This window comes from Jeotgalicoccus sp. WY2, from assembly GCF_018437745.1.
In the GTDB taxonomy this organism is placed as follows: Bacteria; Bacillota; Bacilli; order Staphylococcales; family Salinicoccaceae; genus Jeotgalicoccus; species Jeotgalicoccus psychrophilus.
Map to the genome: position 1 here is coordinate 301,268 of NZ_CP049818.1, position 12,721 is coordinate 313,988.

The 12,721-nt window shown below is 41.8% G+C and carries 17 protein-coding genes and 4 pseudogenes; 19 read left to right on the forward strand and 2 right to left on the reverse strand.

Annotated elements, in window-relative coordinates; all coding sequences use genetic code 11:
- Nucleotides 1-13: 13 nt before the first annotated feature.
- The 14 genes and pseudogenes from G4D76_RS01735 (at nucleotide 14) to G4D76_RS01795 (ending at nucleotide 9,855) form a co-directional block, all read left to right on the forward strand.
- Nucleotides 14-1,125: pseudogene (locus tag G4D76_RS01735) on the forward strand (conserved virulence factor C family protein).
- 2 nt (nucleotides 1,126-1,127) lie between these two features.
- Nucleotides 1,128-1,559: pseudogene (locus tag G4D76_RS01740) on the forward strand (BrxA/BrxB family bacilliredoxin); the annotation flags it as partial.
- Between the two features lie 207 nt (nucleotides 1,560-1,766).
- Nucleotides 1,767-2,719: pseudogene (locus G4D76_RS01745) on the forward strand (thymidylate synthase).
- Between the two features lie 10 nt (nucleotides 2,720-2,729).
- Entirely contained in the window at nucleotides 2,730-3,206 is a 477-nt protein-coding gene (locus G4D76_RS01750) for a dihydrofolate reductase (protein WP_213810363.1), read from the forward strand.
- Between the two features lie 3 nt (nucleotides 3,207-3,209).
- Nucleotides 3,210-3,761, forward strand: a complete 552-nt coding sequence (locus tag G4D76_RS01755; RefSeq protein ID WP_026858039.1) for a DUF2140 family protein — start codon at nucleotides 3,210-3,212, stop codon at nucleotides 3,759-3,761.
- A 13-nt stretch (nucleotides 3,762-3,774) separates the two neighbouring features.
- Nucleotides 3,775-4,296, forward strand: a complete 522-nt coding sequence (gene msrA, locus G4D76_RS01760; protein ID WP_213810364.1) for a peptide-methionine (S)-S-oxide reductase MsrA — start codon at nucleotides 3,775-3,777, stop codon at nucleotides 4,294-4,296.
- Nucleotides 4,296-4,730, forward strand: coding sequence for a peptide-methionine (R)-S-oxide reductase MsrB (gene msrB / locus G4D76_RS01765; protein WP_213810365.1), 435 nt, complete (start codon nucleotides 4,296-4,298; stop codon nucleotides 4,728-4,730). The genes msrA and msrB overlap by 1 nt, the downstream gene beginning before the upstream one ends.
- Nucleotide 4,731: 1 nt before the next feature.
- Complete coding sequence (locus G4D76_RS01770; protein WP_026858036.1) at nucleotides 4,732-4,953, forward strand: YozE family protein; 222 nt, start codon at nucleotides 4,732-4,734, stop codon at nucleotides 4,951-4,953.
- 14 nt (nucleotides 4,954-4,967) lie between these two features.
- Entirely contained in the window at nucleotides 4,968-5,681 is a 714-nt protein-coding gene (gene deoD, locus G4D76_RS01775; protein WP_026858035.1) for a purine-nucleoside phosphorylase, read from the forward strand.
- Between the two features lie 105 nt (nucleotides 5,682-5,786).
- A complete protein-coding gene (locus G4D76_RS14230; protein WP_250130103.1) occupies nucleotides 5,787-6,287 on the forward strand; it encodes a S41 family peptidase in 501 nt (166 codons plus the stop codon).
- Nucleotides 6,251-7,357, forward strand: coding sequence for a S41 family peptidase (locus G4D76_RS01780; RefSeq protein WP_250130271.1), 1,107 nt, complete (start codon nucleotides 6,251-6,253; stop codon nucleotides 7,355-7,357). The genes G4D76_RS14230 and G4D76_RS01780 overlap by 37 nt, the downstream gene beginning before the upstream one ends.
- Nucleotides 7,358-7,458: 101 nt before the next feature.
- The gene (locus G4D76_RS01785; protein WP_213810366.1) at nucleotides 7,459-8,535 is read left to right on the forward strand and encodes an undecaprenyldiphospho-muramoylpentapeptide beta-N-acetylglucosaminyltransferase; all 1,077 of its coding nucleotides are present in this window, start codon (nucleotides 7,459-7,461) and stop codon (nucleotides 8,533-8,535) included.
- Between the two features lie 48 nt (nucleotides 8,536-8,583).
- Complete coding sequence (locus tag G4D76_RS01790; RefSeq protein ID WP_250130104.1) at nucleotides 8,584-9,153, forward strand: phosphatase PAP2 family protein; 570 nt, start codon at nucleotides 8,584-8,586, stop codon at nucleotides 9,151-9,153.
- Between the two features lie 81 nt (nucleotides 9,154-9,234).
- Nucleotides 9,235-9,855, forward strand: a complete 621-nt coding sequence (locus G4D76_RS01795; protein WP_035784842.1) for a GNAT family N-acetyltransferase — start codon at nucleotides 9,235-9,237, stop codon at nucleotides 9,853-9,855.
- Between the two features lie 231 nt (nucleotides 9,856-10,086).
- On the opposite strand, the gene G4D76_RS01800 is transcribed toward G4D76_RS01795, so the two are convergent.
- Nucleotides 10,087-10,326, reverse strand: a complete 240-nt coding sequence (locus tag G4D76_RS01800) for a hypothetical protein (RefSeq protein WP_213810367.1) — start codon at nucleotides 10,324-10,326, stop codon at nucleotides 10,087-10,089.
- On the reverse strand, nucleotides 10,323-10,478 hold the full coding sequence (locus G4D76_RS01805; protein WP_213810368.1) for a hypothetical protein: 156 nt from the start codon (nucleotides 10,476-10,478) through the stop codon (nucleotides 10,323-10,325). Before G4D76_RS01805 ends, G4D76_RS01800 begins: the two co-directional genes overlap by 4 nt.
- A gap of 149 nt (nucleotides 10,479-10,627) precedes the next feature.
- Between G4D76_RS01805 and G4D76_RS01810 the strand changes: the two genes are divergently transcribed.
- The 5 genes and pseudogenes from G4D76_RS01810 (at nucleotide 10,628) to G4D76_RS01830 (ending at nucleotide 12,661) form a co-directional block, all read left to right on the forward strand.
- A complete protein-coding gene (locus G4D76_RS01810; RefSeq protein ID WP_213810369.1) occupies nucleotides 10,628-11,302 on the forward strand; it encodes a response regulator transcription factor in 675 nt (224 codons plus the stop codon).
- Nucleotides 11,299-11,661 carry a hypothetical protein gene (locus G4D76_RS01815; protein WP_213810370.1) on the forward strand — a complete coding sequence of 121 codons (363 nt, stop codon included), beginning with the start codon at nucleotides 11,299-11,301 and terminating at the stop codon, nucleotides 11,659-11,661. The genes G4D76_RS01810 and G4D76_RS01815 overlap by 4 nt, the downstream gene beginning before the upstream one ends.
- 176 nt (nucleotides 11,662-11,837) lie before the next feature.
- Nucleotides 11,838-11,963, forward strand: a complete 126-nt coding sequence (locus G4D76_RS15740; protein WP_256440520.1) for a hypothetical protein — start codon at nucleotides 11,838-11,840, stop codon at nucleotides 11,961-11,963.
- Nucleotides 11,960-12,133 carry a histidine kinase dimerization/phospho-acceptor domain-containing protein gene (locus G4D76_RS01825; protein WP_213810371.1) on the forward strand — a complete coding sequence of 58 codons (174 nt, stop codon included), beginning with the start codon at nucleotides 11,960-11,962 and terminating at the stop codon, nucleotides 12,131-12,133. The genes G4D76_RS15740 and G4D76_RS01825 overlap by 4 nt, the downstream gene beginning before the upstream one ends.
- 205 nt (nucleotides 12,134-12,338) lie before the next feature.
- A pseudogene (locus tag G4D76_RS01830) lies at nucleotides 12,339-12,661 on the forward strand (sensor histidine kinase).
- Nucleotides 12,662-12,721 lie beyond the last annotated feature (60 nt).

The window sequence follows — 12,721 nt, forward strand, 5'->3', positions numbered from 1 at the left end:
TGGAGGCACTACTATGGAAATCGTAAGAATTGAACCGACACCAAGCCCGAATACTATGAAAATTACTGTTAATGAAACAAAAGAGGAAATGAGATCTTCAACTTACAAAGCGGTCACTGAGGATACACCGGCATTTATCGCGCGCGTACTGGAACTTGAAGATGTAACAAGCGTCTTCCACGCACTCGATTTTATTTCTGTCGATAAAAGCTCGAAAACAGACTGGGAAACTTTGATTCCGAAAATTGAAGCGACTTTTAATAACGCAGAACCCGGTGAAGCAAAAAAAGACTGACACCTGAGTCGAACTTTGGTGAAGTGAACACTCAGGTGCTCATGTTTAAAGGAATTCCTTATCAGGTAAAGTTAAATGACGGTACAGAACACCGCCGCGAACTGCCGGCAAGATTTACTGAAGCCGTCACTAACGCAACATTGCCTGAAGATAACATTATTTTTGACCGCAAGTGGGAAAATTTAAGTACCCGTTACGGTTCGCCGGAAGACGTATTTACTGAAGTCATTGAGGAAATTGAAGCACTGTATCCACAAGGAACGCTCAAGGAACTCGTGGCTGAAGCAAAAAACCGCGTGCAGCCGGCGCCGATGAAATACTTTAAGGTTTCGCTTGATGAGTTTAAAAATACAGAGGACTGGAAAGAGCGCCTCTATATGCTGAATCATTTCGATACACCTAATGAGAGCGATTACCCGCTTTTGGAACACGCACTTCATGATGAGAAAATGCAGGTCAGACGCATGAGTGTCAGCCTGTTAGCAATGATTGAAGTCCCAAAAACACTTAAATATTTAAGAATTGCTATGGGTGACCGCGCAATTCCGGTCAGAAGAACAGCAGCAGATGCATACAGCGATCTCGGTTTTAAAGACGGACTCGGAGATATGCATACAGCACTCGGAGATAAAAATCCAATTGTCCGCTGGCGTGCGGCAATGTTTATATACGAAAGCGGCGATGACACGAGTTTGGAAGTATTGAGAGCACATCAGAATGATCCGCAGTACGATGTAAGGCTGCAGATAGAAATAGCAATTGCCCGTATTGAACAGGGCGAAGATGCACTCGGCAGCGTGTGGAAACAAATGCAGAACAGGGAGCGGTAAACATGGATGCATATCAGGCATATATGAAAGAAATTGCAGAACCTATGAGGCAGGAACTGACGAATTACGATTTTAGTGAATTAACGACGCCTGAAGGTGTGCATGATTTTATGAAGAATACTAAAGAAAACGAAACGACATTTGTCGTTATTAACAGCGTGTGCGGCTGTGCAGCAGGTCTTGCCAGACCCGCTGCTGTAACAGTGACAAACCAGAACCCGGTGAAACCTGACCGTCTGGCGACTGTATTTGCGGGCCAGGAGCGTCCGGCGACAGCTGCAATGCGCGAATATATTGATGCTGAACCGTCAAGCCCGTCATTCGCTTTATTTAAAGGCGGCAAACTCGTGTCATTTACAGCACGTGAAAATATTGAAAATAGAACGATTGAAGATATCATGATGGATCTGAAAGCAGATTTTGACGAATATTGTGCAAAAAAAAAGGAAAGGGTATACCCTTTCCTTTTTTCTAAATATTTTCTTACTCGTAGATGCACATTGTAATCATGTAGCCTGCAAGTAAAGTTAAACCGACTGTGAATAAAATTTCCATTCTGAACACTCCGATCACAATAATATTCTCTTCTTAATTAATACTAATTATATAGAAGTACATTATAAAAGAAAAGGGTGATTTTAATGAATTCATTTGATAATGCCTATCACAGCCTGATGAACCGTGTGATGGAAGAGGGTACAACGAAGACTGACCGCACAAATACAGGAACTAAGTCCGTCTTCGGTCATCAGATGCGTTTTGATTTAAAAGAAGGATTTCCGCTTTTAACGACTAAAAAGGTTTCATTTAAACTCGTGGCAACCGAGTTAATCTGGTTCCTTCGCGGTGATACGAATATTAAATATCTCCTTCAGTACAATAATAATATATGGAACGAATGGGCTTTTAAAAAATATGTTGAGTCAGAAGATTACCGCGGGCCCGATATGACTGATTTTGGACACCGGGCGCAGGCAGACGAAGACTTTAATGAACAGTACAAAGCTGAAATGAAATCGTTTAAAAAAAAGTATTAAACGATGATAAGTTCAGTGAAAAATACGGTACGCTCGGCAATGTTTACGGCAAACAATGGCGCCACTGGGTCGGACCGAACGGTGAAGTTATCGACCAGATTGAGAATCTGATTGACGGCATTAAAAACAAACCGGACTCAAGACGCCATATTGTCAGTGCATGGAACCCGGCAGAAATTGAAACGATGGCGCTGCCGCCGTGTCATACGCTGTTCCAGTTTTACGTGGCAGACGGCACATTAAGCCTGCAGCTCTATCAGCGGAGCGGGGATATCTTCTTAGGCATTCCATTTAATATCGCCAGCTACAGCCTGCTGCTGGCACTCGTTGCGAGAGAATGCGGCCTTAAAACAGGCGAGTTTGTGCATACAATCGGTGACGCGCACATTTACTCAAATCATTTCGATGCGGTGAATACGCAGCTGTCACGGGTAAGCTACGAGGCACCGGAACTTAAAATTAATTCGGACAAATCGATGTTTGAACTTGAATACGAAGACTTTGAAATTGAAGGCTACGAATCCCACCCGGCAATCAAAGCACCGATTGCAGTATAGGAGGAAACTAATGGTATCTTTAATAGTTGCACATGCGAATCAGAACGTTATCGGCTTTAAAGGCGACATGCCCTGGAGTCTTCCGGCAGATTTAAAAGGATTAAAAAAACACACGACAGGGAATACAATAGTTATGGGAAGAAAGACATTTGAAACGCTCGGACGTCCACTCCCTAACCGCAGAAATGTCGTCTTAACTACGGATGAAAACTTTAAAGCTGAAGGTGTGGACGTCATTCATTCAATCGATGACATTAAAGACCTTTCCGGCAAAGTATTTATCTTCGGCGGCAGCACAATCTATGAACAGACCATGCATCTGGTCGATGAAATGTATATTACAGTTATTGACGAAACATTTGCCGGCGATACATTTTTCCCCGCTTATGATTTAAACGACTGGACAATCGAATCATCAGTAGAGGGTATAGCAGACGATAAAAACCGCTACCCTCATAAGTTCCTGCACCTGACAAGAGAGCTGTAAGCGATGCGTAAAAATATATGGATGATTTCTTTCTTCATATTGCTCGCGGTGAATATCGCTGTTGTCGTTGTGCTTGCCTCATTCTTCAACCAGTCCTATGAACAGACAAGCGGGAACGAACCGCCAGAAAAGACTGAAGAACTTGAGTTTATTTTAACGAACAGTACGATTGAAACTCTGATTAATGATAATATTCCATATGACGAATTTACTGTTAATATTAATGAAGACGGCATCGTTGTTGATATTGAACAGCAGCTGCTCGGATTTTCTATTAATTCAAGCATTGCCGGAGAACCGGTCGTAAACGGGGATAATATTATTATTCACTTAACAGATTTAAATTTAGCGGGGCTGCCGTTCAGTGAAGATACGCTGTACACAGCACTCAGAAAGCTTGTCGATCTGCCAGAAGGCATAGCGATGAGCGAAACCGAACGTGCGATTGTAATCGATATGTCACTGTTTGAACAGTATTTCGGTGTAGAACTCCAAGCCGACAAAATAGACTATGAAAACAATGCATGGTATTTTTCAGTTAACAACAATTTTTAGGAGGAATTAATTTATGGCTACAGCAACTTTAGCAGGCGGATGTTTCTGGTGTTTAATTAAACCGTTTGACCAATGGGACGGCGTGAAAGAAATAGTTTCAGGTTATTCTAACGGTGACGAACCGAATCCGACGTACGAACAAGTATCCACAGGTACAACAGGACACGTTGAAGCCGTGCAGATTGACTTCGATGAAGAAGTGATGAGCTACCGCGAACTATTGGAAGTATTTTTCAAAACGTTCGATCCGACTGATATCGGCGGACAGTTTGGCGACCGCGGCCCGCATTATATGCCGGCAGTGTTTTACCACGATGAAGCTCAGCATAATACGGCACTTGAATTAATTAAAGAACTTGATGAAGCAAATATTTTTCCGGCCCCGATCAATACACCGTTGCTGCCGTATAAAAACTTCTACAGAGCAGAAGATGAACATCAGGACTTTTATAAGAAAAATACAGGACATTACAATGCGTATTACAAAGGATCAGGACGCAAAGGTTTCGTAGAAAATGTATGGGGTGAAAAATAATGGCAAGAAAAGATATTAGTGAATTAACAGACCTTGAAAGACAGGTAATGAAAGAGAATGGTACAGAAGCACCATTTGAGAATGAATACTGGACACATTTTGAAGAAGGAATTTACGTGGATAAACTGAGCGGCAAACCGCTGTTTACGTCACTTGATAAATTCGATTCCTCATGCGGCTGGCCGAGCTTTGCTAAATCTCTGTCAGATGAAGATGTATCCGAGCATACAGACACGTCATTTGGCATGCGCCGCACGGAAGTCCGCAGTGAAACTTCAGACTCGCACCTCGGTCACGTCTTTCCTGACGGACCGCAGGAACTTGGCGGCTTAAGATACTGCATTAACTCTGCAGCGCTTGATTTTATTCCGAAAAGCGAGCTTGAACAAGAAGGCTACGGAGAATACGTCAAGCTGTTAGATTCTAAGGCGTAATATGAAAGATCGACCATATTACCAGTATATAAAGACACAAATCGGGGCGAAAAATGACATTGGTCAGCTGGCAAACCATATTGCGGATGATATGTCTTTCCCGAAGTATTCAAATAATTACGAAGAAATCTCAGATTATCTTGAAAAGAACCCGTATCTTAATATATCATTAGATACGTTTGATGAAAGTTTTTCAGACTACACAGAATGGCTACGATCATAAGAGGAGATGAAAATATGAGTATTCATATTAATGCAAAACAGGGCGATATCGCCGATACTATTTTACTGCCGGGCGATCCGCTCCGTGCGAAGTATATCGCGGAAACATTTTTAGAAGATGTTGTCTGCTACAATGAAGTCCGCAATATGTTCGGCTACACTGGAACTTATAAAGGCAAGAGAATTTCAGTGCAGGGAACTGGTATGGGTGTACCGTCAATTTCAATATACATTCATGAGTTAATGCGCGACTACGGCGTTAAAAACTTAATTCGTGTCGGTACTGCCGGTGCATTAAAAGAAGAAGTTAAAGTACGCGACGTTGTTATTGCACAAAGTGCAACAACAGACTCTTACCAGAACAACAAGTTGTTCGGTAACGTGAGCTTTGCGCCAACATCAAACTTCGACCTGCTTTTAGCAAGCTACAACGAAGCTAAAAAACGCGGTCTTGATGTAAAAGTCGGAAACGTCTATACAGCAGACTCATTCTACGATACTAAAACAGATACTAAACAGCTTGCAGATTACGGTGTGCTTGCGGTTGAAATGGAATCTGCAGCATTATTTACAATCGCTGAAGAGTATAATGCACGTGCATTAGCAATCCTGACAATCTCAGATCACCTTATTACAGGTGAAGTAACTACTGCAGAAGAAAGACAGACAACATTCAACGATATGATTGAAGTTGCGCTTGATGCAGCAGTACCATTTGCTGGAGAATAATCATCTATTTTTTGAAGAACAGTGATTTCACTGTTCTTTTCTTTTCTTTAATCAAGTAAACTGATAATATATGAGTAATACATAGGTAGAAATTGGGTGCATAACTTGGACGAAGAAAACAATGACAAGAACGTTCAGTCTAAACTGCGGTCCGTTCACATGAATATATTCTGGTTTATCGTCATTATTTTAACGACGATTATAATCAGTGTAGTAATAACAGCAATTGCAATATCAAATAATCAGGAACGTGCAGTCAACGTCGGAACTGATACGAGAACCGAATTTGCAAAACTGTACAGTGTCTACGACACACTGAATGAAGACTATTATGAGGATGTCGATTCAGACGCTTTAATCGAATCATCAATCCGCGGTATGGTCGAAGGACTTGACGATCCATACAGTGAGTATATGAATATCGATGAAACCGGTGACTTCGAAGAAAGCATTACCGGAGACTTTGAAGGTATTGGTGCTGAAGTAATGATGGAAGGCAGCAAAATCATTATCTCCAGTCCGATGAAAGGCTCTCCGGCAGACAGGCCGGCATTGAGCCCGGTGATCAGATTCTCGCTGTTGACGGTGAATCACTTGAAGGCATGACGACGACAGAAGCAGTACAGCTGATCCGCGGCGAACAGGGCACTGATGTTGTTCTGACGATTCAGCGCGGCGAAGGCAGCCCGTCAAATATTACGATTACGAGAGATACGATTCATATCGACAGTGTGACATATGAAGAAATCGATGGTGTCGGACATATCAGCGTCAACAGATTCCAGCAGGGTACTACTGATGAGTTCAGTGCGTTTATCGATGAGGCAGCCGAAGACGGTGTTGACGAGCTTATTATCGACTTCCGCTACAATCCGGGCGGTCTTTTAAACGAAGCAGTGACACTGATCAACCAGTTTGTTGATTCTGGTACTGCTGCACTGTACCTTGAAGATAATCATGGCAACCAGCAGGAAATCGTTACTGAAAACGAGAAGAACCCGAACGCTGAATCATTCGATGATGTGTACATTTTAATTAATGAAGGTTCGGCAAGTGCTTCTGAAGTATTTACAGGCGCTCTCGATGATTTAACAAATGTTCAGATTGCAGGAACGACTTCATTCGGTAAAGGTGTTGTTCAGCGCACGAGCGAGTTTAAAGATAACTCAATGCTGAAATACACGAATACTAAATGGCTGACACCTGATAAGACATGGGTGCAGGATGAGGGCATTACGCCGGATATTGAATTAATTAATCCGGATTACTACCGCATCGAACTGCTCACTGAAGACGAAGTGTTCGCTGAAGGGCAGACAAACGATAAAGTTCTGTCGATTAAAGTGGCACTCGATGAGCTTGGCTATGATATTACGAAGTTCGATAATAACTTCGACAGCGAGCTGACTGCAGCCGTAATGGCTTATCAGACAGATGAAAAACTTGAAGCTGATGGTATTGTAACCGGTGAAACGACAACAGGCATTCTGTCTGATATTCGTGAAACCATTAACGAAAATGACGCTCAGTTGAATTATTTAATCGATTATATTAACGGTGACATGTCAATTATGGAAATTGAACAAAAGGCAAGGGACAATGCACCGCATATTCCGCCGGTCACTGAAGATGAACAAAATTTAACTGAAGACGAAGAGATAGAAGAGGAAGAATAAGACATCAAATTCCGTACAGATTGCATTTGTACGGAATTTTTTGTTGTAGACAATTTGTAAATAGTTTAAAGTAAAGTCACTAAGTATTATGGAGGGCGCATATGGTTCACGAAAATAAAAAAGTAATGCTGACAGGCGGCGGTACAGTCGGCCATGTTATGCTCAATAAACTTCTAATTCCTGAATTTCAAAAGCAAAATATTGAACCGCATTATATCGGTTCGAAAAAAGGTATCGAGAAAGATATCATTTCGGAGCTGAATATTCCATACCATGAAATTTCGAGCGGCAAGCTGCGCCGTTATTTATCATTTGAAAATTTAAAAGATATTTTTAAAGTGGTTAAAGGCGTCACGGATGCGAAGAAAATTTTAAAACGTGAAAAACCCTTGTTTGTTTTTTCTAAAGGCGGCTTTGTGTCGGTACCTGTTGTACTCGCAGCCGCTGCTAAAGATGTGCCGGTTTACATTCACGAGTCAGACTTAACACCTGGACTTGCTAACCGCATTGCCAGCAAATTTGCGACAAAAGTATTCTGCACGTTTGAGACAACCGCAGAGCAATTTACCGACGCGAAAGCCGAGTACCTCGGTCCGGTAATCCGTCCGGAGCTTTCTTCAGGGACTCACGAGGCGGGCTACGCTTTAACAGGATTCAACTCCGGCAAGCCGGTTTTAATCGTCATGGGCGGTTCGCTCGGTGCGAAAATAATCAATGCGTTCGTGCATGACAATATCGATAAGCTGACAGAAAAGTACCAGATCATTCACTTAACAGGGCGGGGCAATATTAATAAAAAGATTCGCAATGTGAATTACAAACAGTTTGAATTCGTCGGCGATGAGCTTGCAGACTTACTCGCAATCAGCGACATCGTTATATCCCGCAGCGGCTCGAACGCAATATTCGAGCTGCTCCTCCAGAAGAAACCGATGATTTTAATTCCGCTCGGTCTTGATCAGAGCCGGGGCGATCAGATTCAAAATGCTAAATACTTTAAAAAGAAAGGTTATGCAGAAGTTCTTAAAGAAGAAAATCTGAACCTTGAAAATTTAAATGAAAAATTGAACTATATCGATGATAACTACAGTGATATCACATATAAAATGACACAGTTTAACGACGGAGTTAACCCGGCAGAACTTGCCGATAAACTGATTGGGGAGGCGTCGGAGTGAGCCGGAGTAAGAAAATGTCTATTCTTAGTCTTTACTTTAATATTCGGCGTGATCGCTATTTTTCACGAGTCGAGACTCGGCCGCTGGATTGACCGTGAAGTCTATGAATTTATTTACGCATCCGAAAGTTTTATTACGACGGCACTGATGCTCGGCTTTACCCAGCTTGGTGAAGTACTGTCCATGATTGTCATGTCGCTCATTCTGATTTCAATTTTAATGCTCTATAAATTAAAGATTCATACGCTTTTCATTTTAATTTCCATGATGGCATCGAGCGTTTTAATTCCAGTTCTGAAAAACTCGTTCGACCGCGAGCGTCCGTCAATGCTCCGTCTGATTGAAATTTCAGGATTCAGTTTCCCGAGCGGGCACGCAATGGGCTCGACGATATTTTTCGGTTCGCTTGCGACCATAATTAAGAACACTGATTTAAACAATAAAGCTCTGTTAATGACAGTGTGCGCAACGTTTATTCTGATGATTTCATCATCCAGAGTATACCTCGGCGTACATTATCCGACAGACGTGCTGGCAGGCGTTGTTATCGGCCTTGCAGTAGTCGTCGGGACAAGTGCTGTGCTCCATAAAAAGTTTAAAAAAACGGCCTTAATTTAATTTAAAATATTATTTGCTTAATATTTTTCGAGGAATTATAATGAAATTACCTTGGGTAATATTAAGACGGCAGGTGATAATATGGCAATAAATTTATATGAAAACATTACGCTTGAAAACGACAGAATTCGACTCGTGCCCATGCAGTTAAGCCACGCCGCAGAACTTCAGTCAATCAATCATGACAGTATTTGGACTTACATGCTTTTTCAGGCCACAAACGAAGAAGCGATGAGCGAATGGATTCAGAGTGCTATTGAGCTTCGCAATCAGCTGAAAACAATACCATTTGTTGTCGTATTAAAAGCAACAGGCGAAGTTGTCGGCGCTACGCGCATTCAGCATATCGATTACGAACGCCAAAGCTGCGAAATCGGCGCCTCATGGTTCGGCACAAAAGCCCAGCGCACATTCATTAACTCTGACAGCAAATTCCTGCTGCTCGAATACTGCTTCGAAGTGTTAAAGCTCATGCGCGTACAAGTACGCGCAGACGAACGTAATGAACGCAGCAACAAGGCGATCGAGCGTATCGGCTTCACAAAAGAAGGCATCATCAGAAAAGAACGCGCCCTCTACGGCGTGCCGCGCAATTTAATAATATATTCAATTATCGACGACGAATGGCCCGATGTAAAAACGAATTTACTTATTAAACAGCAAAGCTATATGATGGAAACACCAAATACAATTGTAAGTTAATGATATAAATAATATTTAGCTAAACTGGAGACCCTTGAGAAAGGATTTCCGGTTTTTTATTTTTTTTGGCTGATGGGCTGGGGAATTCGAGCTTTTTATCGTTTGAATGACATTGTAGAATTTACATAGACAGTCAAAAGTGTAATTTCTAAAAATATATGGCGACACTGTCTGATAAAATGATTTGTCGGACAATGTGAAATTGACACTGTCTGATAAATACGCTTTTCTTCATAAATTAATACATAAATGAGCAAGGTCACTTAAAAATAAGCCATCCTGCTCATATTCACGACAAAAATGAGCAAGGTCATTCAAAAATAAGCTATCCTGCTCATAATCACGACATAAATGAGCAAGGTCACTTAAAAATAAGCCACCCTGCTCATAATCACGACATAAATGAGCAAGGTCACTCAAAAATAAGCTATCCTGCTCATAATCACGACAAAAATGAGCAAGGTCACTCAAAATAAGCTATCCTGCTCATAATCACGACAAAAATGAGCAAGGTCACTCAAAAATAAGCTATCCTGCTCATAATCACGACAAAAATGAGCAAGGTCACTCAAAAATAAGCTATCCTGCTCATAATCACGACATAAATGAGCAAGCTCACTCAAAAATAAGCCACCCTGCTCATAATCACGACAAAAATGAGCAAGGTCGAGTCAAATCTTACAATCTTGCTCAAAACCCCAGCCAAACTGCACCTTTCATTTTTAATCACCATCATTTTCATGATAATATGTAGACAAAGTAGGTGAGGCTTATGCCGGAAGTATTAGTAGTTGAAGACGAAACGAATTTAGCGCGTTTCATAGAGTTGGAATTAGGTCACGAGGGTTATAATGTGACGCTTGCTTCAGATGGGCAGGCAGGATATGATCTGGCGTCAGAGAATGATTATGATGCAATTTTGCTGGATTTGATGCTACCCAAGTTAAATGGGCTCGAGGTGTGCAGGCGTCTCAGAAAGTCCAAGGATACACCGATTATTATTATTACGGCAAAAGGGGATACGTACGATAAAGTCGTCGGTCTTGATTACGGTGCGGATGATTACATTGTGAAGCCGTTTGAGATTGAGGAGCTGCTCGCACGCCTCCGCGTAATTATGCGCCGCAATAAGACGACGGAGACGAATCACGATACGCTCGAGCTCCACGGGATTTCTATCGATACGTCTGCGTATACAGTCGCAATCGATGGTACGCCGATTGAACTGACGAAAACTGAACATGAGCTCTTACATCTGCTCGTTAAAAACATGGGCATTGTAATGAAACGCGAACAGATTCTCGATATTATCTGGGGCTACGACAGCGAAGTGGAAACGAATGTTGTCGATGTATATATCAGATATCTGCGCAATAAATTAAAACCGTTCAATAAGGATAAAGTGATTGAAACTGTGCGCGGCGTCGGGTACGTGATCAGACAATGAATCGTGTAACATCACTCCGCATGCAGTGGCTGAAATTATCCATTCTGATTATAACGATTACGTATCTCATCTTCAGTTCACTGTTAATTTACGCGACAAGTGTTTATTTAAAAGACCAGGAATACCGGTCGGTTTCGAGAAGTTTATCGGATGTCAGTACATTATATGAAAATCAGCCGTTCAACTCGATTACCGAACGGGATATTTACACGAGCCTGTATGATAATCAGCAGATGGGGCTGTACACGCTGAGCGGGGAAGAGGTTTACCGCTGGCCGATTCGCACCCAGTTAAATATTGATACTGATTTTGAGGCGAACGTCAATCCCGTTATGAACAGTCAGCCTCGACGGGGATGATTTCCTTGTCGGCACCCGCATGCTGCAGTCGGATTACTGGCACGGCTACGTGTCGGTCGTGCATCCGCTGAATGATACAACACGATTATCCGCATGATGCTGTTCATCGCAACCATAATCGGTTTTTTTATCGATTACATTTACATCGATAATCAGTTATTTTCTTCTCGATTCAGATGTCAAGCCAATCGCAGATTCACCGGTCAGCTGAAGAAATTGAGAACCAGGGCTTTGCCGAGCGTCTCGATTTGAAGACGAATATTATTGAAACGGATTATATGATTGAGTCGTTTAATATATGATGGGTGCGCTCGAAGAGTCATATAATCAGAAACAGTTCGTTGAAGATGCATCGCACGAACTCCGAACACCGCTGCAGATTATTCAGGGACATCTGCAGCTGATTAACCGGGGGGCAGAAACAGCCCTGAAGTACTCGATGAATCGCTCGGCATTTCAATTGAAGAGCTGAAACGCATTAACAAGCTTGTCGAAGAGCTGCTGCTCCTGACGAAAATGAGGGCTCAGATTATTTACAGACTGAAAGCATCAATTTAAATGATGAAATAATGAGCCGTCTTGAAAGTCTCGATAAAGTGCATCCGGATTATACGTTCGACGCAAAACTTCATAAAGGCAAAATTATGTATCCGATTAATAATTATCATTTTGAACAGATGCTGATTATTTTCCTCGATAATGCGATTAAATTTGATACGGAGCACAAGCATATTACGGTAGCATCGGAACTAAATAGTGACGGCAGTATTGAAATTTCAATTACCGACTCAGGTATTGGTATTCCACAAGATGAAATCGAGCAGGTATTCAACAGATTTTACCGTGTCGATAAATCCAGAAGCCGTGACCAGGGCGAAACGGACTCGGTTTATCAATTGCTAAAAAAATCGTGGAATTATACCGCGGCAAGGTCTGGATTACAAGTATTGAAGGAAATTCAACAACTGTTCACATAAAATTCCCAAAATCTAAAAATTAACATCGAAAACATTAGATACAAACTACAATTGCGCTTTCAAGAACACTTGTAAAATGGTAA